The sequence below is a fragment of the Salinimonas profundi genome, from assembly GCF_014750655.1.
In the GTDB taxonomy this organism is placed as follows: Bacteria; Pseudomonadota; Gammaproteobacteria; order Enterobacterales; family Alteromonadaceae; genus Alteromonas; species Alteromonas profundi_A.
Map to the genome: position 1 here is coordinate 1 of NZ_JABBXD010000013.1, position 23,073 is coordinate 23,073.

Below are 23,073 nucleotides of genomic sequence, written 5' to 3' on the forward strand. Positions count from 1 at the left end.
GCAGACCCGAAGCCGATATCGAGCGGCTACTACCATGGCAGTTTGCTAAACAATAGGTGGGATTACCGGACGCTTACGTTGTATGCGGTCATAAGCTTCCGTAAACCAATTATAAGATTCTGATTCAGGCAGCCCTAGCCAATCTTCGCTTGCATCTGGATTTATAGAAATCCACCAATCCTTAAGCTCTTTATAAGTGCTTGTATAGATTTCTAATGGTTGCCACCGAATGTGCAAGTCATCTTGATCTGCAGGGTCATGTCCCTGAGCCATAAATTCATTAACCACTTTTAACGGTGGGAAATATGGCCCTTCGCTGATAATTTTGAACGTGGGACTATCATCAATAATTGTCTTAGCCAGCGCTAAATTATTTGTCGTCTGCTACTAACCCCATATAACGCTTCAATCAGTTGACGCAGCAGCGGTCGGCTGCACTGTTTTGTTAAAGCCACTGACTTTTAGCGCTCCAACATCGTCACGCTTTACCACTATCCGCGAGTTTTCATCGGCCAAAAACAGGTAACCTTGGGTTGTGTCAAACAAGTACAGAGGTCCCTCGACGCCAATTTTCTTTACTGTGCTTTCCTCAATCTCGACCAGATAGTGTCCCTCGATATCGTCGCCTTGTATGTCGCCGGCCAGCCAAGCAAAAACTGGCAGAGACAGCAGCAGAAGGGCTAACTCTAGCTTTCTTGACGATATCAGTACAGCATGACACCGCTCCCTGAGTGTCTCTCCCAGTGCGTGTCTTTGATTGAAAATAACGTCCTTAATTAGGATCAGAAAGTGTATGAACAGCAACCCCAACAAAAATGGGAGCGCTTTCAGAAAAGCGATCAAATAATCTTGGGTTGCGGAAAAATCAAAGACGCTCACACCGAATCCCTTGAGGTGAAAATACTGGTAGATCAGCCCGACAATTGACAGGTAGAAATAGACCAGTGTGATGACTAAACCTGGGTGGTCGTGAACGTACTTTCTCAAGTATTACTCCTGTTGCTGGTGAGTGTAGCTTTAACTTTAAGCTAAAGGGCAAAAAACAATGCCATAATCGCGAAGCGACATTGTGTTTTTGTCCCAGCAACCCGCTCCGCGGGTTGCGTTTTAAGCGTTTTGTTAGGCATCCCAGCCTCGATCCTCAAACTCTACTTTTAACCCAAATGAATCGGCCAAAACCTCTTGAGTTGTTTTAAGCCAGCTCAATGATTTTTCCGAGTGCCTCGATTCAAGTAATGTAGCCAGTTCATTGCCTTCATGGTCGTTGATAGTAATACCTACCCAACCACAACCTTTCGCAGGTTTGATTTCGTATAGAGTAATAGATTTAGCAGACTTATATTGTGCACATACGCTCCGATTATTTTGGATAACTCCGCAACTTTCCTCATTACCAATAATCCAGGCTACGAGCTTATTTGAATATGATGGTTCATATTGATTAACCACTTCTTCCGGAGCCTCAGACTTCAATGATATTGAAGCTTCTAAAATTAGCGGTTTTTCAAGAACCTTCCAGACTTTCATTGTTCAGTTGCCTAACTTTAAGCTAACGGGCGATAATGGCGAAGCCGCCGTGCGTTTTCGTCCCAGCGAGCGAAGGGAGGGTGTTTAGCGTTTTGTTATGCGCGTGCATATTCAGAACATCCACCCAAAAAATCTGCCAATACCGTACCAAATAGCAGATACAGCAACCATTACAACGTACAGCAAGGCAAAAATCTTAAAAGTAGGAATTGTTTCTATTATGCCTGCTGCCAAATGACTTGAATGCTTACTTGTGTTTTTTTCTGCGTTTAACGCACTCAACCAAGCCCGTTTTGTAACTCTGAAAAACACTTTAGCAACTCCACCCAATGCAATGGCTAAAATGAATGGCAGCTCTTGAACCCCAGCATAAACAAGGCATGCGATAAGTGACAAACCCAATCCAAATGTATATACCAAATAGGGTGCTGACATTTTATTGGTATTTTCTAGAGCTTCTTGCTGCTGTTCAATTTCCATATACTTTAATTCTCCATTTGAGCGTATAACGCTAAGCTAACGGGCAGTGGCGTAGCGGCATAATCGCGAAGCGCCGCTGCGTTACTGTCCCAGTGAACGAAGTGAACGTGTTTAGCGCTTTGTTATGTTTGGCCATATGATACAGAAACTATCTTTTCTTCGGGATTGAATTCAATGTTGCAACTGACTAGATGCAAATTGAGCTTACTACTATGTGAAATCTGTTTCCCCTGCTCCGTACTTTCTATTTTGTACTCCGATAATTTGACAGTATTTAGCTGCCTCACCACTGATTCCAGAGAGTCACCCTTGGCGTAGTTTCCACAAAGAAAATGAATTTCTTTTCGTGCCTCGTTTGAAAAGAAGCCTAAAGCGACCAAGCCCAATATAGATACAGAAATCGCAAAATATTTAAGACTAAGAAAAGTTTTGCTATTCATATCTCGGTGTATCCAAAGAACATAACTTCCCACTAAGGGGCGATAACACATGGGCTAAAATTAAGAACGAAGTGACGCAGCCCATGTGTTAGCGTCCCAACTAGCGAAGCGAGAGCCTTGAGTGGCTTGTTATGCGTCGCCTACTATGCACTCTGCTACCTTCATTACAGGGGTGGTACTGAAATCGAGCTGCAAAGTTGTAATTGCAGGCTGACGAACAGAGTTTAATTCCGTAGGCTGCCATCTGAAATTTTTAAGCGATTTTGTTGCTGAACGAATAAAAGTAGAGTCAGGAATAGCCTTAATAACTTGGATGTTCTGTGCTTTCCCTTCACTGTTGATCACAAATGAAAAATCGACACAGCCACTTATGCCTTTCTTAGCAGCATCTTGAGGGTATCTCGGGTAATCATTTTTCGAAACAATCCACATTTTTTCAAGGGCATTTTTGTCATCCACAAAATCAACTGGCTTTATTTCGTCTTCATTGACGTCTGAAGTAGAATTACAAGCTGATAGCGCTAAGGCACTTGTCAAAAATAGAATCCTTCTCATTTTTCCTCCATTATTTCTCATGACGCATAACTCCCGCATTTGTGGCTGGCTTGGAGCGCAGCGGATAACCAGTCCGACAACATGCGCTTGTTAAGCGCTGGTGATTTGGTCAATAGCTTCAAGGTAATTTTCATTACCTATCCCAACTTGTGCATATACTGGACGTGTTTCACCACCCTTGTGGTCGTATTGTTCTTCAGAACCCCAAAGTGTGATGATTGTGTCTCTAAATAAGTAATCATCTGGGTCAAAGTCATGATCATCAGTTTGTTTAGATGCAATATGCTCAAACAATGTTTTGGCGTCGTTATCAAATGGATCGATTCCGTATATTTCGAAGTCACAGCCACAGCCTGAGTAATATTGAGCACCGATAAAATCAGCTCGACTGCATTCATCGTATGTAACCTCTAAAGCACTGCCAAAGAAATAATCAGTCTCTTTTGATTTTGAGTGCCGATATTGAACACCACAAAATTCCTTCATTACACTTTGCACTTCTTCGGAAGTCATTCCAAATCGAATCGGACCTACGCCCTTTAATGGAATGATTTCAAGTAACATGCAATCTCTCCTTCCGCCTTACACCCCAATAATGGGCAAATGTACGCAGGCTATAATACCGAGCGAAGCGAAGGGAGCCTACGTGTTTTTGTCCCTAGCGAGCGCAACGAGTGTTAATGTGTTTGTTATATTTTACTTGAGCACTACAGTAATTTGTCTTTCGGGTTGTACTGACGCTTCTAAGAAAATTGTTAACACCTTCAATTGAAATGCCTTCATATCTGGCTTTAAATTCAGCCCAGTTCCAATTGAGACGAGCGTAAAAGGCGGCTCTACTCCGTTTATCGAACCAGTGACCAAAGAGTCAGCTAATGCATCTAAATTTCTACCGTGCCAACAAGGTGCTTCTAATACTGGTAGAAGGAAATTATAAAACTGCTCTTTTGAAATTATTTGGTTGCAATCAATCACTATTTCCATGAAACATCCTGTAGAACATAACGCCGCAAGCCGCGGTGCGAAGCATATGACGCCTTGCCTTGTTAGCTGTGATTAGTTGGTGAGAGCCTTGAAGTATGATATTAGCTGCCTAATAGTTTCGGGCTGTGTTTCAAAGCCACCCGTTAAATGAATGGGCCAATACTTGGAACCGCTATACTGATACCGATGTAATTGAGCCTCTATTTCCATATGACCCAAGACATCAGAAGAACGGGTTTCTAAAACAAACTCTTCTGGACTCATACTTGATATTTTGGCGCCACCACTTCTCTTTTCATCGATTATCTCTAGCTCTGCGACGAACCTTTCCATTTCCGGCAGCTCAAGCCAAATCTCATCGTAGGAGCCTGAAAATTCCCGTAGAGCTAAAGCGACCTTATCTTTAACATCACCAGCACAAGGGCTGCCCTCTGGATTTCTTTCCAGCTCTTCTATCTCAATGAATTCTTCTTTAGTTCCAATCTTCATTCAATACACTCTTTTACAGCTAACGCCCCGCTAAACGGCGAGCGGTAGCGAGTCCGGTGTGGAAGCCAATCTTTTTTGTGGCTGGAACGAATTTAAGCGGCTTGTTATAAGTTTTGGTTAAGTTCAATACGGGCCTCCTGCCATTGCTCCCAAACATACTCTGGGTTTAGATCTGGATACCCTCGTGATTCTTCCATTGTATCTCGTGCTGAGATTGGCAACATCATACATACGGCATTGTCGCGAATCTCAAGCACTTCACCTTCAGTTAATGGCGAACCTTTTTCTCGCTCTTTGTTTAACAGAATCGCTACCAAAGCTGGGATAGGAGTCGGCCCCAGTTCCTCTTCGGGTTCTTCAGGTTTCTTTTTCTTAAATAAATTTTTAAACAACCGATGTACCTTATGACTCATAGACACAATGACTCCCTTTGAAAGTGCTAGCCTCCGCATTTTCGTGGGTTAGCTGAAAGCCATTGCCATAATTAGTTTGTTCAAGACTAAATCATTTGGAGGCTAGCATGAATAAACATAGCATGATTTTTATCGGGTTGGATACGCACAAGGAGTTCCATGAAGTAGCGTATTGCGAAGAGCAGCGCGGTGCAACGGCTGTTCATTATGGCCGTATCCCGTCCTCGAAAATCAGCTTGAAAAAGCTGATACGCCAGTTTGAATCAAAGTATTCGGGAGCCACGTTGCATGTAGTGTATGAGGCCGGGCCTTGTGGTTACTGGATTTACCGACTTATCACCAGCCTAGGCCACTGTTGTTATGTCGTCGCCCCCTCGCTTATTCCTAAGAAACCGGGCGAGCGAGTTAAAACAGACCGGCGTGATTCACTGAAGCTGGTTCGGTTACTGAAATCTGAAGACCTGACACCTATCTACGTGCCCGAACCGGAAGATGAGGCGGTGCGCGACCTATCCCGCGCACGTGAAACCGCCATGAAGGACTTAAAAGAGGCCAAATACCAGCTCAAGGCATTGCTGTTGCGCAACAACATTCGCTATGAAGGAACAGCAAACTGGTCTCAGAAGCATTTACGCTGGCTCACTGAACTCATATTGCCACATCCTGCCCAGCACATTGTTTTGCAGGAACAGCTTCAAACTATCAACGAACGCACTCGACGGCTGGAACGGCTGGGTAATGAACTGACGCATCATGTGCACCAGTGGCGTTATTATCCGGTGGTTAAAGCCATTCAGGCCATGCGAGGTGTCAGGTTGTTGGTGGCGGTAGGGGTTGTCGCAGAGCTCGGTGATTTACAACGCTTCGACCATCCCAGAAAGCTGATGGCCTATCTTGGTCTGGTACCCAGTGAGCATTCATCAGGCGGAAAGCGTCACTTAGGGGCCATTACCAAATGTGGCAATGGCCGGGCTCGGCGGCTACTAATTGAAGGTGCACACAGTTACCGTTACCCGGCGAATGTGTCCACTACTCTGCAGATGCGCCAGGAAGGGCTACCCAAAGACATTGTCGATATTGCCTGGAAAGCGCAGCTTCGCCTGTGCAAACGCTACCAGCGAATGAGCAAAAAAGGTAAACACTACAACCTGATAATCACAGCGATTGCCAGAGAAATGGCAGCCTACATCTGGGCTATCGCAAAGGAAGTGGTACTCACACCGGTTAACCCGAAACTAAGGCTGAGCAGAGTACCCGCATGATAAAAGAGTTTGAGCTAACGCATTCGGATCAGGCCGCGGAATGTGGCACAACCTACGAGGGCGTTATGATGGCAGTAACTTAACGGTTATTGATCCACGAACATAGACTGATGAGAAGGTGACCACGGCGGAGTGAGTAAGGTAGGCGCTGTTCACTGAAAGGTGAATAATCCACGGATACCAGCATGACAACCGACGACATTACTGCCTCATCCAGTGCGTAAGCTCATTTTAACCGGGCGTTGAAAGAACTAATTATGGACCGAAATAATGTCAGGGAGATACTCGGTTATTATTGACAAAGGGAGTCATACCAACGCTAAGCTTTGGGGCGCAGGCACGGGGCTGTAATCGCGAAGCGGCCCCGTGTTTGCGTGCCAGCGAACATAGTGAGCGACAATAGCGTTTTGTTAAATGCCATTTACCACGCCCACTAAAATTGCAGTTAATACTGCGCCTAGAAACCAAATTAGCATGCGCAAAACACAGCGGCCATAAATACGCCAGCCTTCTGCGTCAACAGGGCCGACAATGAAGCTGTTACTGATGTGTATTCCTCGTTTATATTCTCGATGTATTTCTGTGCCTATAACCAGGAAGAGCATTACAGGGAAAAATATTAACGCGTTAATCAACCACGGAAGAGAAAGTACCTCCACCGCGCCATTGCTGAGTGTAATGATTGCACCGGCAACAAATGATGTTTTCTTTGTGGCTTCCATTGGCAATTAACGCTTAAATGGTGCGGACCCTAAGAACCGCACATTAATTTTTATCATACCGGGCCATCTTCCGCTATCCTTCGCTGTGACTGCGCTGGGAGCACTTTTAATATTTTGCGAACCTATTTATATGCGAACCACGGTTCGCATATAAATAAATCACTATTGGCATAGTACAGCTTTACGTTCCCAAGTCACATGTTTAGGCGTTCGCAAAACTGGGGGGGGGGGGGATAAAACGAATTGATGCTTACAGCGATACCCCGAGGGGCAGCAATACGTACGAAACTGCCCAACAGTTAAGGCTGTCGTGCATCAATAATTGAGTGACCAGATTTCTTTAACAATGGAGTCAACCAGGGTGAATAATGAAGGAACTCGAAGATGTATTGATGAATATTGATAGGGCGCAATTCCCTGACCGGTATGTGCAAGTAAAAGCCTTGTATAATGAAAAGCGCTCGACACCTTCACCAGAAAACGAAAATGAAAAGCCGACATCTCCGGTAAAACCCAGCTGGTCTCAGCTACATAACTGTACACGTGCTACATTTGTTTCGTTCGCTACAGATTGTATTTGAGTCCTTTAGTGGTATCGCTATTGAGGCTAGTACAGAACACTTCGCAAGTTATATCCACCAACAACAACCGGCCTGATGGCCAGCCATTGTCTGCGGATTGCATTGAATCAGGTCTCCATTTTTTCAACCTGTTCTTTGACGGGCTTACCATCATCGTTAAACCTGGCAATGGCAGCATCTTCAGCTTCCCACCGCTCACGCTCCTCGTCGGATGCTTTGGGCGAGAACCAGTCAAGGTAAGCGTAAATTATCCCGATGATCGGTGCTGTCCAGCAGGCAAATGCCAAGGGGATATACAATAGGTTTTCCAGATTGCCACCAGATACGCCCAACCCTAGTGCCGATATGACAAATGCGCCGCCGGCGTTCCAGGGGATTAGAGGTGACATGAGCGTCCCCCCTTCTTCAACACCCCGGGATAAATTGAGCGTCGAATAGCCCATCCCGCGGTATACCGGAGAAAACATTCTGCCTGGTAGTGCCACCGACAAGTACGGGTCGCCCGCTACCAGGTTGGTTGCAAACGCGGTGCCTACAGCGGCCACCTGGGTACGGGCAAAGGTAGTCGCCATCGTCTTAATCGAATTGATGATAGATTTTAAGCAGCCTGTAGCTTCCAACGCGCCACCAAACGCCAGTGCAATGAGCACTAACGAGATGGTCCACATCATGGATTGTACCCCACCACGATTAAGCAGATCGTCTATCTCGCTAATATTGGTTTGGATGGAATAGCCATTGTTGGCATAGTCAAATACAGCCTGCAGGCTTTGGCCTTGCGCAACCATGGCAAAAGCCCCCCCGGCCAATACGCCGACAAATAGCGACGGCAGCGGCGGCAGTTTTTTCAGGGCCAGCCCCATGACAATTAATGCAGGTAGCAACGCCCAACCGGAGATATAAAAATTATCCTGTAGCGCTGTGGTGATGCCTTCTATTTTTTCAAACGATACGCTTTCAGCATCAATGACTAAAAAGCCCACTGCCAGATAGATAAGAAAGGCAATGACCATGGCAGGAATAGTGGTAGCCATCATATTTTTGATGTGTGAGAACACATCGGTACCCGTTACCGCCGGTGCAAGGTTGGTGGTATCGGAAAGTGGTGAAACCTTATCGCCGAAAAAGGCACCAGAGACCACGGCACCTGCTGTCCAGTACATAGGAATATCAAACCCATCACCAATGCCCATTAAGGCCAGGCCGACCGTTCCCACACTACCCCAGCTTGTACCCAGCGACACTGCTACCACGGCGCATATCACCATGGCTGCCGGCAGGAAGAGTTCCGGGGATAATGTTTTTAACCCGTAGTAGATAATGGTTGGAACCGTACCGCTGGCGATCCATATTCCAATAATCATCCCCACAACAATGAGTACGCTCACCGCAGGCAATGCCACGTGGATAACCTTGAAAATACCTTCCCGGATATCTTCCCACGTTAAACCCAGATAGATCCCGACACAACTGGCCAATGCTACCCCAATAGCAAGTGGAATGTGGGGTTCAAACACCCCGAAGTAAAATATTTGAATCCCCAAAATAATAAGCGTCAGTATGACTGGCGTTAACGCCACCGATAGACTTGGTGTAGCTTGCTGATCAACTTCCATACATCTTCCTGATATCTGTAGCCATTGATGTTTGTAAGCCCCTAGGTCAAAAAACAGCCTAGAACAGGCATCATATAATTAATGTTTTTTTATGACAGATTATCTACGGCCAACGCACGTAATGGATCGGGAAAGCGCACCGTAGTGAACGTTGCCGATCTGGGCCTATGGAATCAAGTTGGTCTGGAAGCCATGTAAATTGGCGTATGTGTTACGTCTTGTTACGACAATGTGCTTGCCACCGAAAAACGACCTTTTATACTTCCTCGATATTCAAATAATTATCAAAGGATTGTGCAATCAGGATGATGTCCGCGTTCCGGTTATTTTCTGTCTTTCTGCTCATTGTTTTAGTGAACGGATGCAGCATATTTTCGCGTTCAAATTCTGTAGAACGCATATCTTCAGATTCCGGCCCCGTTGCAAGGGCAAGCGATGGCAGGTATCAAAATATGTTTCCGGGCGAGAAAAGCTATCCCGTCACCTGTGATAAAAATTGTTATCCCACTTTTGAACAACTGGCGTGTCGGGAGGACAATGAAGAATGTCAGTTTACTGGAAAACATGAAATACCCGACATTGAATCTGGCTTCTCTATTCTGTGGCTGGGGCATGCAAGCTTTTTGGTCACTTTGCCGGATGATACTAAACTATTATTTGATCCGGTAAGTGGCCAGTTTGACTGGCCCATCGACTGGCTTCATGCACTGAGCGGCGGAATGACACGCCGGGCCCCGAGCTGGCCTGATTCAGCGACTTCAGATGTCTCTGCGGTACTATATTCACATTTACACTATGACCATTTCAATAAAGCAGATATTGCGAAACTAGGCAATGAACCGCTGTATTTTGTACATCAGGACACCGCCGGTTATTTGCCACAAGATGGGCTTACTATTAAAGAAGTAAGCTGGTTCAGCGATTACCAGTTAGGCTCTGCCACTATTAGCGCGGTACCGGCGCATCACTTTAACAGTCGGTATTGGGTCCCGTTTTTATATAATGATGATGAAATGGCGCTATGGGGTGGCTGGGTAATAGAGCATGACGGGCGCACGCTGCTTTTTGCAGGTGACACTGGCTACTCAGCGCACTTCAAAAAGATAAGAGAACATTATGGCAGTATCGATATCTGCATGTTACCTATTGCGTCGTACTACCACCCGGAATATGCAACATGGTACCGGTACGTTCACACCACCCCGGAAGATGCGCTGACAGCCGCCGATGACCTGGGCTGTAAAGTGATGATCCCGTGGGGCTATGGAAATGCAAGTTGGCAGATGGGCGATCATTCTTCTCACTCGCCGCTCAAGCGATTATTGAAAATGCATCAGGAGGTCAATACTTCGCTGCCATTGGTGATAATGAATGAGGGAGAAAGCGTATCGCTTTGAAGCTGTACACCATAAGTTCCTGGTCTACTGCTTGTAACACTTAAGATGTCGATTCATTGATGCCTTTCATTGATTGTTTGGGTGTAAGAACATCGGTCATCGGGTATGCCATAGCCGGAACACCCATAGAATTTGCCGTATTTGCCGGCTCTTTCATGAAGTGGACGTCCGCAGAGAGGACAAATCGGCAATTTGCTGGCACAGTCTTCATTGTTGCAAACAGAGTGCGTTTGCGTATCCACTGAGGGTGAATTGCAGTCCTTACAAATTCTCACTTTGGTTGGGCAGGCATTGCCTGATGAGCATGCGTAATACTCCCCAAATTGTCCGCTTTGCTTTTTGAAATACCCGCTCGTGCAGCTTGGGCATTTGTGAAGACGCCGGTACTTTTCTGAAAAACGCTCAGAAACAATATTCACTTCAAACGAAGGTGAGAGTAGCTCTTCCACGAAAACGGATGGCGCCGCCGCGTCAGCGACCAGATAACACTTCTGCTTTGCTCGGGTTATGGCGACATAAAAAAGTCGTCGCTCTTCTGAATGTAAATAAGGATCAAGGGAAGGAAGCAGCGCTTCGACGACAAGTTCATCTTTTCGGCTGTTGGGGAACCCAAGCTTACCCTGAGACAGTCCGATGATGATGCAGTGGCCCGCCTCAAGCCCTTTGGAGCCGTGAAAGGTCCAGAAGGTAATATTACTGTTGCGACACATTTCGTCCAGATAATCCCTCGCATCCTGAAGCAGGTAATTGTAGCGTGCCATAACAGCGATAGACGCATCAGGTGAATGCTGCAAGATTTTCGAAACAATTTGCCGGGTCGTTGCCTGTAAATCGGGTTTACCATCAATCAAATCGTCCATGAGATACACTTGCGGCGAAGCGACGATCTGATGAGTGCTAATTTCTTTTTTATATTGCTCAGGGTTGGCCATCACAAACATTCCTGCTGTGTGGGCGATGCTGTTGTTGTACCTAAACGTTTTTTCCAGCCTGGTGAGCGAATGACTACCAACGTGCTCTTCAAAGCGTGTTGTCAGCTCCAGCTTACCGCCGGAAAAGCGATATATTGACTGCCAGTCATCCCCCACCACGGTTAAAATTGGATCAGGCCCCTTTTCTATCATGGCATTTAAAAAGTCCATCCTCGCCCTGGAGATATCCTGAAATTCGTCCACCAGGATATGGCTGAAGTGCGAACGGTACGTGCCAGTCAATACGCTGGTAGTGGCGCGAATTATCATATCGTCAAAATCGATGCGCTCCTCCTCCAGCAGCTTGTCTTTGTACGCATTATGAAAAGCGCTCAGCAAGTCGGTGTATTCGTCGGCGTTGGCAATATTATGTGCGTTTAAGCGGCTGAAAATTTCGTCACCAGATAACTGCTCGACGCGAATAGCTTGTAAACATTTCAAGTAGCGGGCGACACCCTCTGCGATGCCGCCGAAATCCTTCAGCGCATCCAAGACTTCATCCAATGGCCTTTTATACAGTTTAATACCAGCTTCAGTCAGGTGTTGCTCAAGGATGTCTTCGAGCGTGCCCTCTACCCAGTTGTAATGAAAGGTCTCAAGGAGCGTTGTACCCACCTCAGTGTGCAGATTACGCTTGGACACCATCTCATTCTGAAATTTCACGTTGTCGATGCCCGGACGTGTATTGCCTGCTCTGTCAATGCCAAAGTGCTCAAGGTAAATGTCCGTCCCTGTGATGTGAAAGTCCGGGCGGTAATCGAATCCAGCACTTATCCGGCGCTTACTCACATAGGATGGCTCATACTCGTAATCCACACAGTGAAGGTAGAGCCAATTGGCAATCAGCAGCTCCTGATAGCCTCTGACCTGCTCGCCTTTTAGTGTGCGATATTCATTGTCCCTGACGTATTCTTCATATTCCTGCACGGTTTTAAAATCAAAGGGGTTGATTGCAGGGTACAGCAGCCGGATAAACATCTTCAAAGACCGTTCGCTGTGTTGTATTGCCTGCTCAAACCACGAGGTGGCCCACGACTCCAGCGCAAGTCGGTCTTCGGCAAAGCGCGACAGGGACGGTGTGATCCCTGCATCAATAAGGATTCGCCTGCCCAGTGCGTGGAAGGTCTGAATTTCAGGCAGCCGGTCGTGTTGAATGTGCAACTGTTCAGCACGATATTCCAACCTTTCCCGCAGCTCTTTGGCGGCGGCGTTGTTGTAAGCCAGTATCAGAATGCTTTTCGGCTCAGCCTTTGCCGTGTCTATCAGGTCAAGCGCTTTGGCCACAATCACGGAGGTCTTTCCCGTCCCTGCCGCAGCCAGTACGAGATTACGGTCATTGTTACGAATCACCGCTAAACGCTGCTGTTCCGTGAGCGGATTGGATTCAACCTGGTCAAAAAAGCGTTTTCTAGAGGACATCTGCTTGTGTGCAAAGCGTTGTCGAATTTCATTGGCGGTCGAAGAAAGAGGCTGAACAGCACTGAGAATATTGAGTTGCTGTAAACGTTTGGCAGAGAGACAGCCCGACTCTGCTTGTAGAGGTTTGTATAGCGATAAAAGCGAAGAAATATCTTCATCCAGAGCAGACACTCGCGAGTCACGTAAGTACTGCCTGACCGCGGCGGTCTCAAATTGTTGATAGATATTTTGAATGCGAGTATCGGCAAGCTCCATGATTGTGCTGCGAACAGCGCTTTCCAGGGCAGGCAGCGTTTTGCGAGAAAGAAAACGTAATACGAAAGATTGATTGCCCGCATCGAAGCGATAAGTTCCGCCAAACCACCCTTTTCGAATCTGCGGGAAGGCTTTGACATCAGCCAATGAGATACGTCTGTCTTGCCCATTGATCTGAAGGACAAGTTCACTGCCTTCAAGGCGTACATGGGCTGTGCCAAACAAGTTGCCAAGAAAATTAGGTAAACAAATTACAGCACTTCCAATCATGGCTATCTCACACTCCATTCCAACCGACTACCATTCAACAACGGTTGAATTACCGGACTTTTGCCCAGTTAACATCTAAAGCGCGGTATCTTATGCTCGGCGCACGACTAAGTACAAGCATTGATTTAGATGGTAAGCACCGTCACTTTTCTGACCCGTTTTCCTGAAGATAAATACGCGTCCGACTGACGATGCTTATGTGGTCTGTGACGAGTCGCAATCAAACGGGCTGTTGAGTGAATCGAATAAACTCAACAAGGGATGCGAGTTTCAATTACCGAAACAAATGCAGTGCGATTCGCCATTAGTAAACCTTCCCTAAACCAGCGATATCCCATTTTTTAAAGTCTCCGTAATGAATTAAGAAGGACAACGCCTTATGCGCTTTTCAATACATTGGAAACAATGACGATTTTAAAATAAAGAAACGCTGCAGCGAACAACAAAGTACCAGCGCCATCAAGCAGCATCTGGCTGGCGTGAAGGCAAACGAAACTTGTCGAAATAGAAATCACATCTTCGAAACCAGACTTGCCGGTTTGACACTGCAGAGCGCAACGTTCCTATCAGCGGGATGCTCATTAAGAAACCGCGACGTGGTTATCGCCGCGGCTTTGTTAGAAGACTGACAATAGATAAATTAACGTTGTTTTTCCGCTATCCATTTTTTCACATCAGCTTTTACCATCGATATCGGTCTGGCACCGGGCAGTAAAATCACGTCGTGAAACTCACGGATATCAAACTTTTCTTTAAGCGCCTCACGGGTCTCTTTTTCAAGAGAGACAAACTCGAGCATCCCCAGCTTGTAACCTAATGCCTGACCTGGCCAGGCCATGTAACGCTCGACTTCCGGAACCACATCAGACAAAGAGGTGCCTGTGGTTTTATGGAAATAGTCGATAGCTTGCTCTCGGGTCCAGTGCTTAAAATGTAACCCGGTATCCACCACCAGTCTGACAGCGCGATAAAGCTCAGCCTGAAGACGCCCAAGATTCCCTAATGGATCGTCGTCATACATTCCCATAAGTTCGCTGGCAACAAACTCAGAATATAATGCCCATCCTTCAACGTAAGCATTGTAAGGGGCATTTTGGCGTAATAAGCCAATATCCTGCTGTGCCATATTGAGCGCGATCTGAAAATGGTGACCTGGAACAGCCTCGTGGTACGTGAGGGTCTTCAGACCAAATTTAGGTACCGCTTTCATGTCACGTAAATTAATCCAGTAGATACCCGGACGCGAACCATCCAACGAGGGCGGTGAGTAAAAACCACCGGCTTCTCCGGCTTCCGATACCGGAGGAATACGGCGCACTTCTACGGCTTGTTCAGGTAGAGTGCCATAAAATTCCGGCGCTTTGGCCATCACTCCTTCAATCTCTTCATTTAAATAACCCAGAAGATCTGCACGTCCCGCATCGGTAGCCGGATAAACCTGACCCGGCAGCTGCGCAAGCTGCATCATGCGCTCGCCAACCGTCCCTTCGGCATAGCCCTGTTCGCGTAAAATCGAATCCATTTGCGCTGAGATCCGGTCAACTTCACTTAATCCAAGTTGATGAATGGCATCTGCGCTGAGCGTGCTGTCCCCAAGAAAACGAATTGCATGCTGATAAAATGCTTCTCCATTTGGTTGCGACCAAATGCCGTCGTCGTTGCTGGCTTGCTGCTCGCTTTCATTTACGGCGCTCAGAGCGCGCTTATAAGCTGGATAAACCACGCTTTCAACCAACGCAGCCGCTTTCTCAGTATAATCGGCTCTATCCTCGTCACTCATCGTATCGATTTGCGCCAACTTACTTTCGAACGTCGTAACCAATTCATGATCCGCAGGCGCGGAGGCAAGAAAGTTATTCAAAAATTGCAGCGTTTTGGGATGCAGTTTTTTGGGAAGTATGATGCCCTGAGCCATATCCTTCCTGAATTTGGCGACTACACCATTAACAAAATCGTCCATTTTTTCGAGTCTGGATAAATACGCTTCAGCATCGGCTTTACTTTTTACTGACTGTTGTACTTGCATTACCTTTGGCACATCAATCAAAGGGCCTGATATCTGATTAATAATGTAAGGTAGATGACCTGCCCAGGTATCGATATACCCACCGGAAAAATTGTTATCTCCCGCGTAATACTGAAAAAGATTAATCAGAATTTTCAGATGTTGTTGTTTGTCATCAGGCAATGCCCTGGCGTCAATTTCTTTTAAAGATGCAACGGCGCGTCGCATATCCCGCTGAAAGGAGGCCATTCCGGCGGGACTATAGTCGGGTAGACGATGGGCATACGATCCATTTGCCTGCTCCTCTGTCAGTCCAAGCATTGAAGCCAAAGTAGGCTGTGCGCTAATAAAGGTATTTGTCCACTTGGCCTGCCGCTGCTCAAGCAATGACACGGCCTGTTTCTCGGTCATGCTGCCCGAAGTGACAGTATCTGCGCCAGACGTTGTATTGCCAGGCCCTGAACATCCCGCCATGAGCGTGGCAGATATAAATGAAACGGTAATTATATTTTTAAGCAATTTTTTTCTCCTTCCGTCAATTTACTCATTGTTGCGCATCAGCACTACATTTTCAGTAGATTCGACCTGACTTTACCCCATTACGTCGTGAGGTGGAGGAACCGAGCAAAGAATGGGAGCCAACAGCAATTAACCACAACGCTGCTGATAAAAGTTAATCGAAAAGTGAAATCTGCATTTGCGTCCAGCCCACAATCAGGCAGGGTGATGTGATTACTAAGGGATACTGACGGTATAAGTAGCAAGCGATTTTGCCAAACCAATCTACTAATAGAGATTATCCTTAGTAATTGCAATGCTTTTATAACAGTGACTAATATGCGATAGCAGTTATTGAAATTTAGCCACAATAAGGATGTTGAATGAAATTTAGTACTCTATTTGCCTTTCTTTTCATCTACGCGCCCTTCGCGCAAGGTGCTATGGATGAGATTCCATTGCAAGTTACAGATGATGGGCACTTTAGCCTTGAAGCAGTGATTAATGGAAGAGAGGGGACATTTATACTTGATACAGGCTCAACGGGGTCTATTGTTGGCCTGAGTAAGCTTGAATATTTCGGCATCAGAAAGGCAAAAAGCGCTATAGATGGAATCATTATAGGTGACGAGGAAAAAGGCAAAATAGAAACCTTCCCAATTAGCATCGAGTCACTGGTCATAGGAACTCACGAGCTAACACTCAAGAATATACATTCAAATTCAACACTTCATCTAGAGCCTCAGATTGACGGTATCATTGGCCATGATGCAATTGTTGAACTTCACGCTTTGGTTGATATTAGGAACAGCAGGCTTTTAGTACCAGAAAAAGACAATGATGTAGAAGCGCTGTTTACAGGCTCTGGTTCAAAATATACCGCCATTCCTCTGCTACAAACTGAAATGGGATTTAACCTTGTTAAAGCAAGACTTAAGCAACATGATGTAGTAATGCTAGTGGATTCAGGTGCACAACAAGTTGTTTTGGATATGTCTGTAGTAGACGATGATTTTGGTTTCGATTTGGAAAATCATCCAAAAGCAAAATTAGTTGGCCATGATGGAACAGAGACGCCTATGAAGGTCGTACTGAACAAAACAATAAAAATCGGAAGTGCAGCAATTAATAGCGATTTTCTCGTGGCTGACTTCGGTGCTTTAAAACAGGCTATTGGGTCGGAAAATGGCATGTTTGTAGGAATTGTCGGTAACAAAGAGCTGGCCTCTATCAATAGTATTATTGACGCTGCCAATAACACTATGTATGTGCAAAAGAATTAACCAGGCAAGTGATCAATGGTAAGCCCGAAATTTCCCGATACGTCTTATCGCCGATATTAAACTGCCAGACTGGTACCGTTGTTACTGACTCAGCGTCACGATATACATCACAACAAAAGCGATTAAGCACACGCTCATGCCATATGAATGTCATAAGAAATTAACCTGCTTTTTTTAAATTTGTCCAATATGCCAGTAAACGCCCACACCAATGTCGCGCTTGTGTGTGAAGCTAATCAGTAAGTGACTGAAGACCTGCAAACCACACATCGCTTGGAAAGAGATGCGCTAAGAAGATAACTATATCCACGTTTCGGCAAGTCATTTTCGTAAATAGAAGACATGCACTCAGTGTCTAGACTGATCCTGCGCCGTTAGGCGACTGACACAGATTGGTATGTAAAAGCCGCTTACTCAGGAAACCTGCAGAATTCTGGCACATCATCTAAATCTTTATCCCAACCCGCTTTACTGGAAGTAAAGATGTGAGCGTTTGGTCGTAAAGTGACTGGTGTATCCAGACATCCGGCGGGAATGACAAGCAAACCATCCTGATGAATACCTGGCATTAGGGAACCACAGAATTTACAAAAACTTGTCGTGTGGCGAGTGCCTGAAAGCGTGAAGGTAGTCACAGAATCTGCACCTGGTAACCATTTCAACCTGGCCGATTTCGAAAATAAATTGGCCGCATGCGCTGACCCGGTATCCTTTTGGCAATGCCGACAATGGCACAGGTAAAAGCCGTCAACCTTCCCCTGCACTTCAAATTTAGCATTACCACACAGGCAAGAACCATAATAATCAGCCATCAAGCATCCTTCTACTGTCTATATTATGCGCGCACCACATCAAGTTTTACGGCACCGTTAAGTGATCGATAATCGTGAAAGCACCCTCGTGTTTTATCTCTCTGTGACCGCAGAGAACTACAATAGCGCAGTGCTATGAGTCATCAGATTCATTAAATTTTCGTTTTAAATACTTGAGGCTGGCATTAAGCTCTTTTATTTCTATCCGCGACTCTATGGCGATATCACGCATTTCTTTAACGCGTTTTGAGATAAGAATGACGAATACCGGAACTAAAACCCACAAAATAATAAGTGCGAGGTAAAATAATGCGCCTGCGGCGCCAACACCTTCCAATATGCCTTCCATAGTTCATTCTCCTTAAAACCTATTGTTCACTTAACAGGCAAAACCAGCGCCATCAGCCCTATTTATCTTTTCACTCATTAAAAAGCAAGCGCGATTTCGTAGTTTTCTGGCCCCCATTCTTACAAGCAAAGTTGTTTAAATTTGCCTATACACCCATTTGCGATGCTAACGCCTGAACTTCATGCTTTGCCATCAACGGGACAACCCGGAAAACGTGTTTCTTATCTTTAGGCAAATTTTTGTACTTTCAATTATGGTGGATGCTCCGATAAGCAGCCAACGCCTTTTGTATAAGTGAAGAAATACATGCTCTGAAACGCGATAGTCGCTTTCGCTTAAATCCCAGTATACGCAACACACGCTTTGAAACACGTTAAGTTCGCGCCCTTTGATTTTCCAGCCCAAAAAATGGTGTAGGAAGACCCATGGCACCAACTAGCCGTCAAAACATATGATTTCGTTAGTGTTCTGATTTTGGTTTTGCACTCAATCCACGCAAAGATGCGAATGCTCAAGTGCATCAACAGAAGACAGGTGATGCTGATACAGCTTGGCGTTTGTCAGATAACAAACGCCGGTAAAAATGTCTGTCAGGCAGACATTTAAAAGTTTTACCTTAGAATTTCGACGATTTCCCTGGTTGCTTCAATAAGCCTGATGACTCGTCCGTCAATCTGTACGGTGACAATACCATCGTTTCGAACAGGGTCCATTATCGATGCGTTTTTGTACACCTGCGTATCTAAGCGCTCACCTACAGCAAGCTTTTTCTGCCAGCCAGGTGGAAGCTGCCCCGTGCGGTTCACTTTCTTTTCCAGTCCGGGAGGCAAAGACTTATCTTTATTGGTTTTCGCCTCAGATACTGTACAGCTTATCGCCGATGCCAGGACAAGTACTTTAACGATTTCTGTTTTCATTCAAACTACCGCGTAAAAATGTGCAAGATATCCCGAAAAGATAACAGTTAATTCCTGCCATCATAAGATTTATCGCGTAGTCGCTCTCATACCGGGGTAACAACCACCATTCCTTGCCATAACTGTGAGGCCTGACGTAACCCTCAGGTGAGAGAAGTGATTCATAAGCTTCATACTCACAGAAGCCTAGACGGTCATTAGCTTCATGGCCATAAAGGATGTTTTTTAATTTTGCTTTGATGGTGAGATAACAAATGATGATCGGTGCTAAACAAGGCAACGGGGCGACAGTAATCCCACCGGGGCTGTCAATTACGCAGTAAAGAATAAAAAGCGAAGATAAGCCAGCTTTCTTATGAATTGATTTTTGTCTGGCATAAAAAAATCCGATGCCAATTTTTGACATCGGATCTGCTTAGAAAAATCGACCGTTCTATAGGGAGACACCTAACCGAACGGCGATTTGTAATCGTCGCTCAGTTTACTGAGCGACTAAAAGTGAGTTAATTAAAACTCAATACCTGCGCTTAGCTGAACATAGCGAGGTGTTTGATAAGACGTTGCAGCCATGAAGCGCGGGTTCGTATCACCCGGGAAGCTCAGCTCAGCCGTCTCGTTTTGTCGTTGTACAGATGATGCATTCAACACGTTGAAGACATCAGCTCTTAACGTAACCACTGTCTCGTAGAAATCCATGTTGTATGTGGCGTTTAAATCAAGACGTGGCGTCCAGTCAGTACGTCCGAAGTTACCACGAGGGAATCTGGTGTACTCGTTTGCCATTTCTTCGTCGGTACAGTTCGCGTTACACACATAGAATGTATCACCATATGAAGGTACGCCATTAGGGTGGCCCACACCAAACGCATTCAGAGGACGGCCTGATGACAGGATAAAGTTTGCACCCAGTGTCAGATTATCTGTCATGGAATAGGCACCATATGCCTTGAAGGTATGACGACGATCGTTAGGCAGATAGCCATACGCACCGTCCATCAGATCGGCAAAGTCGAAATCCTGTGTGATACCCGCATCATCCTGTGCGTTATCGGATTTTACCAAACCTTCAGTATTACCGTAGCTTTGAGCCCAGGTATAAGAGGCATTAAATGACCATTGACCGTCCCATACACGCGCCAAAGTTAATTCAACTGCGTTGTATTTACGCTCACCTTCAGGGAAGCCAATAGACGCTAAATCAACATCAATAGCTTCATCTACCGCACCATCATCGGCACAGTCGGTATCAGCAAAGATAGTAGCGGTTTTGCCCGGGTTACCCAGAACATAAGAAGACGCATGACATCCGAACGTATCATCCAGGTATGACTCAATTGACATATCATCGATCGCACCGTTCAGCTCACGACGAATACCACGGATGCCCCAGCTCCAGTTTTCAGCAAAGACCGCTTCGTAGCCCAGAATGAATTCATCCTGGTACATGGGATCTAAGTCCTGGTCGACGATGCTACGCGTATCCGGAACTGCACCATTCGCATTCACACGCGGATCACCGATTTGCTCACCTTTTTCATAGTCCAGGTAATCACTGCCATTGAACTGCTCAATGGATGTACCTACCAGCGGGTAATACGTGGTTACATCGTACTCGTTGCCAGACATACGCACGTTGGTGTTACTGGCTACAGGAAGGAAGTAACGCCCGACGTTAGCAAACACCTTGGACTCGCCATCACCGTTGATATCATAAGACAGACCTAAGCGAGGTGCCCACATGTTGTCAATCTCAACAAAAGTATCACCTGCACTGTTCATGTTGTCGAAAGTGTCGTACCGCAGACCAATAGTGGCTGTCAGGTTATAGGTAATACTCCAGATATCTTCAATATAAAATGCGCTGTTTTCTGTTTCAAAGCTGCCCGAAACAGTACGCACCCGCTCTTCTACATATTCAGTAACCCCTGCAGGAATGGAAGAACCGTTATCCAGTTCAGCGCCTGGTGTACCGTCACGAAGGTAAACAAACTTACCATCAGGGCCAGAATACCCTTCCAATGCATTCGATGTATTGGTTTCAGTGTCATAGCCGAAGCGCAGCAGGTGATCGCCAACGTACCATTCAAAGTCAATGCGCATGGCTTCACGCTCATCCTGACCTTCTTCTACAAGATAGGCCGGGCTACCGATACAACCAGCAAAACGGCCAATCGGCGCATCTTCACGCAAGTCGTAGTGGAAGTTACACTCACTTTGCACATTACTTCTGGAAGTGATGTCGTATTTATTTTTACCGTACAGGGCTTTAACAGTAAGGCTGTCTGTCAGGTAACCGGTATACGTCAGTGACCAGTTGTCACCGCCATTTTCTTCATAACCTGTTGACTGATAAATTTTTTCACCGGTTTCCAAATCGTTGGTGAAGTTGTCAGTAACGACGGTATTGGAGTCTGAGAACGCCAATAATTCCAGCTTGTGGTCTTCGTTGATGATCCAGTCAATTTTACCACCATAGAAGGCATCGTCTGAGCTTTGATCGAAGAAGTTACTGCCTTCACCGGTTGTTCCCTCGTTGCTGATGTCCCGCGGGTTATAAATACCGTAAAAGAACAAAGTGTCTTCGATAAGTGCGCCGGAAGCCCAGATATTGCCTTCCATCTCACTTCTTTCATCAAGACGGTTTACGATATAAGCGCTACCGTTAGACAGGTAAGTATCCGGGCTTTGCTCTCTTAAGCTTTCAGGCTGATAATAAACGTTGGCGCCCATTTTAAATTCGTTGGTACCACTTTTGGTAACGGCGTTGATAACACCACCGGTAGAACGACCGAATTCAGCAGAATAACCACCGGTTTTAACTTCAAACTGTTTGTAAAATTCAAAAGGCACATTGGAGAAACCCGTACCCGTTCTGAAGTTTGTAACATTCAGCCCGTTAATGTAAACAGCGTTTTCTGCAACGGAAGAACCACCAAATGAGGCAAGGTTTCCGGTGTTACCAAAACGATTGTCGCCAGCCGTGGTACTAGGCGCAAGTAGTGCAACTGATGTTGCGTTTCTTGGAACGGGGATACGGTCAATTTCAACTTCACCGATGTTCAGTGACGTACCAGAAGAACGCATATCAATCATTGAGATTGAAGAACCTGAAACTTCAATTCTCTCAACATCTGATGCTAAGCCTACCGTCAGCTGACGTGAGGCACCAGCGCTGATTGAAAACTCTTGAGACTGATTTTGCGAATAGCCCGGTGCGTTAGCAGAAACCGTGTAACGGCCGATAGGCAGTGCAGGAAATCTGTAGCGCCCTTCTTCATCAACCTCAACCGTTCTTGTATAGCCGGTTTCGACATTGCGGATTGTAACACTTGCTGCATCAACTGCCTGTTTAGAAGAACTAACGACCTGACCTGACACCGCGCCGGTTGTGCTTTGTGCCATGGCGGGCGACATTGCTCCAAACGCAGCAGTAACAGCGACTGCTGCAATCGTGCGCTTGAATATATTGTTTTTGAAATTGACCATATAACCTTTCCTGGATTATTAGTTATTATTTATATTTATCTATTTATTTTTTGTTGTTTATCTGAAGCAAGGCTAAATCCAAACAACGTCCATAAAAATAAACTTCTTACTATATAAAGAGAGCTTATTTAATTGAACTTTTCGCCCACATACTAATCAAATAGATTAAAAAAGGTCAATGTCATTGGTCCAATTAAAAAACAATCAAATCAATTCAATATTCCTTATATATTCTTAAAGATAAACCCTCACCTACAATTTTTGTTAATTCATCGATAATTATAAGCATGTCAGCGTAAAAGAACGCTTTAAGTTGTCGTTTTAAAAATTTTATATAGTCAT

General features: G+C 45.6%; 22 protein-coding genes. 4 read left to right on the forward strand and 18 right to left on the reverse strand.

Features of this window, described 5'->3' with window-relative positions; all coding sequences use genetic code 11:
• Nucleotides 1-405 precede the first annotated feature (405 nt).
• From HHX48_RS16570 to HHX48_RS16605, 8 genes are all read right to left on the reverse strand, one after another.
• The gene (locus HHX48_RS16570) at nt 406-987 is read right to left on the reverse strand and encodes a hypothetical protein (protein ID WP_191026449.1); all 582 of its coding nucleotides are present in this window, start codon (nt 985-987) and stop codon (nt 406-408) included.
• 132 nt (nt 988-1,119) lie between these two features.
• Nucleotides 1,120-1,527, reverse strand: coding sequence for a hypothetical protein (locus tag HHX48_RS16575; RefSeq protein WP_191026450.1), 408 nt, complete (start codon nt 1,525-1,527; stop codon nt 1,120-1,122).
• Between the two features lie 111 nt (nt 1,528-1,638).
• On the reverse strand, nt 1,639-2,007 hold the full coding sequence (locus HHX48_RS16580) for a hypothetical protein (RefSeq protein ID WP_191026451.1): 369 nt from the start codon (nt 2,005-2,007) through the stop codon (nt 1,639-1,641).
• A gap of 569 nt (nt 2,008-2,576) precedes the next feature.
• On the reverse strand, nt 2,577-3,023 hold the full coding sequence (locus tag HHX48_RS16585; protein ID WP_191026452.1) for an energy transducer TonB: 447 nt from the start codon (nt 3,021-3,023) through the stop codon (nt 2,577-2,579).
• A gap of 69 nt (nt 3,024-3,092) precedes the next feature.
• The gene (locus HHX48_RS16590; protein WP_191026453.1) at nt 3,093-3,566 is read right to left on the reverse strand and encodes a hypothetical protein; all 474 of its coding nucleotides are present in this window, start codon (nt 3,564-3,566) and stop codon (nt 3,093-3,095) included.
• Between the two features lie 132 nt (nt 3,567-3,698).
• Nucleotides 3,699-3,986 carry a barstar family protein gene (locus tag HHX48_RS16595; protein ID WP_191026454.1) on the reverse strand — a complete coding sequence of 96 codons (288 nt, stop codon included), beginning with the start codon at nt 3,984-3,986 and terminating at the stop codon, nt 3,699-3,701.
• A gap of 72 nt (nt 3,987-4,058) precedes the next feature.
• Nucleotides 4,059-4,475 (reverse strand): hypothetical protein, encoded by a 417-nt coding sequence (locus tag HHX48_RS16600; protein ID WP_191026455.1) that lies wholly within the window; start codon nt 4,473-4,475, stop codon nt 4,059-4,061.
• A 104-nt stretch (nt 4,476-4,579) separates the two neighbouring features.
• A complete protein-coding gene (locus HHX48_RS16605; protein ID WP_223858494.1) occupies nt 4,580-4,888 on the reverse strand; it encodes a hypothetical protein in 309 nt (102 codons plus the stop codon).
• 107 nt (nt 4,889-4,995) lie between these two features.
• On the opposite strand from HHX48_RS16605, the gene HHX48_RS16610 reads away from it, so the two are divergent.
• Nucleotides 4,996-6,150 (forward strand): IS110 family RNA-guided transposase, encoded by a 1,155-nt coding sequence (locus HHX48_RS16610; protein ID WP_191026456.1) that lies wholly within the window; start codon nt 4,996-4,998, stop codon nt 6,148-6,150.
• Between the two features lie 410 nt (nt 6,151-6,560).
• On the opposite strand, the gene HHX48_RS16615 is transcribed toward HHX48_RS16610, so the two are convergent.
• Entirely contained in the window at nt 6,561-6,878 is a 318-nt protein-coding gene (locus HHX48_RS16615) for a hypothetical protein (RefSeq protein WP_191026457.1), read from the reverse strand.
• Nucleotides 6,879-7,240: 362 nt separating this feature from the next.
• On the opposite strand from HHX48_RS16615, the gene HHX48_RS16620 reads away from it, so the two are divergent.
• Nucleotides 7,241-7,453, forward strand: a complete 213-nt coding sequence (locus HHX48_RS16620) for a hypothetical protein (protein WP_191026458.1) — start codon at nt 7,241-7,243, stop codon at nt 7,451-7,453.
• Between the two features lie 107 nt (nt 7,454-7,560).
• Here the strand turns inward: HHX48_RS16620 and nhaC are convergent, their stop codons facing one another.
• Nucleotides 7,561-9,069 carry a Na+/H+ antiporter NhaC gene (nhaC, locus tag HHX48_RS16625; RefSeq protein WP_191026459.1) on the reverse strand — a complete coding sequence of 503 codons (1,509 nt, stop codon included), beginning with the start codon at nt 9,067-9,069 and terminating at the stop codon, nt 7,561-7,563.
• 256 nt (nt 9,070-9,325) lie between these two features.
• Nucleotides 9,326-9,469 carry a hypothetical protein gene (locus HHX48_RS18815; protein ID WP_223858495.1) on the reverse strand — a complete coding sequence of 48 codons (144 nt, stop codon included), beginning with the start codon at nt 9,467-9,469 and terminating at the stop codon, nt 9,326-9,328.
• Nucleotides 9,470-9,521: 52 nt separating this feature from the next.
• Here HHX48_RS18815 and HHX48_RS16630 point away from each other — a divergent pair, with 52 nt between their 5' ends.
• Entirely contained in the window at nt 9,522-10,466 is a 945-nt protein-coding gene (locus HHX48_RS16630; protein ID WP_223858496.1) for an MBL fold metallo-hydrolase, read from the forward strand.
• Nucleotides 10,467-10,519: 53 nt separating this feature from the next.
• On the opposite strand, the gene HHX48_RS16635 is transcribed toward HHX48_RS16630, so the two are convergent.
• Both HHX48_RS16635 and HHX48_RS16640 read right to left on the reverse strand, forming a co-directional pair.
• A complete protein-coding gene (locus HHX48_RS16635; protein WP_223858497.1) occupies nt 10,520-13,399 on the reverse strand; it encodes a UvrD-helicase domain-containing protein in 2,880 nt (959 codons plus the stop codon).
• Between the two features lie 622 nt (nt 13,400-14,021).
• Nucleotides 14,022-15,860: a DUF885 domain-containing protein gene (locus HHX48_RS16640; RefSeq protein ID WP_397541101.1), complete on the reverse strand. Its 1,839-nt coding sequence runs from the start codon at nt 15,858-15,860 to the stop codon at nt 14,022-14,024.
• A 407-nt stretch (nt 15,861-16,267) separates the two neighbouring features.
• On the opposite strand from HHX48_RS16640, the gene HHX48_RS16645 reads away from it, so the two are divergent.
• Nucleotides 16,268-17,167 (forward strand): aspartyl protease family protein, encoded by a 900-nt coding sequence (locus HHX48_RS16645; protein ID WP_191026462.1) that lies wholly within the window; start codon nt 16,268-16,270, stop codon nt 17,165-17,167.
• Nucleotides 17,168-17,577: 410 nt separating this feature from the next.
• On the opposite strand, the gene HHX48_RS16650 is transcribed toward HHX48_RS16645, so the two are convergent.
• The 5 genes from HHX48_RS16650 to HHX48_RS16670 all read right to left on the reverse strand — a co-directional run bounded on the left by HHX48_RS16650 (nt 17,578) and on the right by HHX48_RS16670 (nt 22,731).
• Nucleotides 17,578-17,979 carry a GFA family protein gene (locus HHX48_RS16650; RefSeq protein WP_191026463.1) on the reverse strand — a complete coding sequence of 134 codons (402 nt, stop codon included), beginning with the start codon at nt 17,977-17,979 and terminating at the stop codon, nt 17,578-17,580.
• Between the two features lie 133 nt (nt 17,980-18,112).
• Nucleotides 18,113-18,328 carry a hypothetical protein gene (locus HHX48_RS16655; RefSeq protein ID WP_191026464.1) on the reverse strand — a complete coding sequence of 72 codons (216 nt, stop codon included), beginning with the start codon at nt 18,326-18,328 and terminating at the stop codon, nt 18,113-18,115.
• Nucleotides 18,329-18,939: 611 nt separating this feature from the next.
• Complete coding sequence (locus tag HHX48_RS16660) at nt 18,940-19,245, reverse strand: hypothetical protein (protein ID WP_223858498.1); 306 nt, start codon at nt 19,243-19,245, stop codon at nt 18,940-18,942.
• Complete coding sequence (locus HHX48_RS16665; protein WP_191026465.1) at nt 19,226-19,651, reverse strand: hypothetical protein; 426 nt, start codon at nt 19,649-19,651, stop codon at nt 19,226-19,228. Before HHX48_RS16665 ends, HHX48_RS16660 begins: the two co-directional genes overlap by 20 nt.
• Before the next feature lie 101 nt (nt 19,652-19,752).
• Nucleotides 19,753-22,731: a TonB-dependent receptor gene (locus HHX48_RS16670; RefSeq protein WP_191026466.1), complete on the reverse strand. Its 2,979-nt coding sequence runs from the start codon at nt 22,729-22,731 to the stop codon at nt 19,753-19,755.
• Nucleotides 22,732-23,073: the final 342 nt, after the last annotated feature.

Bases quoted from the DNA above. Each gene is read 5' to 3' on its own strand.
- HHX48_RS16600 (WP_191026455.1), bottom strand. From the start codon at position 4,475: ATGAAGATTGGAACTAAAGAAGAATTCATTGAGATAGAAGAGCTGGAA.
- HHX48_RS16575 (WP_191026450.1), bottom strand. From the start codon at position 1,527: ATGAAAGTCTGGAAGGTTCTTGAAAAACCGCTAATTTTAGAAGCTTCA.
- HHX48_RS16665 (WP_191026465.1), bottom strand. From the start codon at position 19,651: ATGTCAAAAATTGGCATCGGATTTTTTTATGCCAGACAAAAATCAATT.
- HHX48_RS16655 (WP_191026464.1), bottom strand. From the start codon at position 18,328: ATGGAAGGCATATTGGAAGGTGTTGGCGCCGCAGGCGCATTATTTTAC.
- HHX48_RS16650 (WP_191026463.1), bottom strand. From the start codon at position 17,979: ATGGCTGATTATTATGGTTCTTGCCTGTGTGGTAATGCTAAATTTGAA.
- HHX48_RS16580 (WP_191026451.1), bottom strand. From the start codon at position 2,007: ATGGAAATTGAACAGCAGCAAGAAGCTCTAGAAAATACCAATAAAATG.
- HHX48_RS16670 (WP_191026466.1), bottom strand. From the start codon at position 22,731: ATGGTCAATTTCAAAAACAATATATTCAAGCGCACGATTGCAGCAGTC.
- HHX48_RS16610 (WP_191026456.1), top strand. From the start codon at position 4,996: ATGAATAAACATAGCATGATTTTTATCGGGTTGGATACGCACAAGGAG.
- HHX48_RS16635 (WP_223858497.1), bottom strand. From the start codon at position 13,399: ATGGAGTGTGAGATAGCCATGATTGGAAGTGCTGTAATTTGTTTACCT.
- HHX48_RS16630 (WP_223858496.1), top strand. From the start codon at position 9,522: ATGTTTCCGGGCGAGAAAAGCTATCCCGTCACCTGTGATAAAAATTGT.
- HHX48_RS16640 (WP_397541101.1), bottom strand. From the start codon at position 15,860: ATGGCGGGATGTTCAGGGCCTGGCAATACAACGTCTGGCGCAGATACT.
- HHX48_RS16645 (WP_191026462.1), top strand. From the start codon at position 16,268: ATGAAATTTAGTACTCTATTTGCCTTTCTTTTCATCTACGCGCCCTTC.
- HHX48_RS16595 (WP_191026454.1), bottom strand. From the start codon at position 3,986: ATGGAAATAGTGATTGATTGCAACCAAATAATTTCAAAAGAGCAGTTT.
- HHX48_RS16590 (WP_191026453.1), bottom strand. From the start codon at position 3,566: ATGTTACTTGAAATCATTCCATTAAAGGGCGTAGGTCCGATTCGATTT.
- HHX48_RS16585 (WP_191026452.1), bottom strand. From the start codon at position 3,023: ATGAGAAATAATGGAGGAAAAATGAGAAGGATTCTATTTTTGACAAGT.
- HHX48_RS16620 (WP_191026458.1), top strand. From the start codon at position 7,241: ATGAAGGAACTCGAAGATGTATTGATGAATATTGATAGGGCGCAATTC.
- HHX48_RS16660 (WP_223858498.1), bottom strand. From the start codon at position 19,245: ATGAAAACAGAAATCGTTAAAGTACTTGTCCTGGCATCGGCGATAAGC.
- nhaC (WP_191026459.1), bottom strand. From the start codon at position 9,069: ATGGAAGTTGATCAGCAAGCTACACCAAGTCTATCGGTGGCGTTAACG.
- HHX48_RS16605 (WP_223858494.1), bottom strand. From the start codon at position 4,888: ATGAGTCATAAGGTACATCGGTTGTTTAAAAATTTATTTAAGAAAAAG.
- HHX48_RS18815 (WP_223858495.1), bottom strand. From the start codon at position 9,469: ATGCGTTCTACAGAATTTGAACGCGAAAATATGCTGCATCCGTTCACT.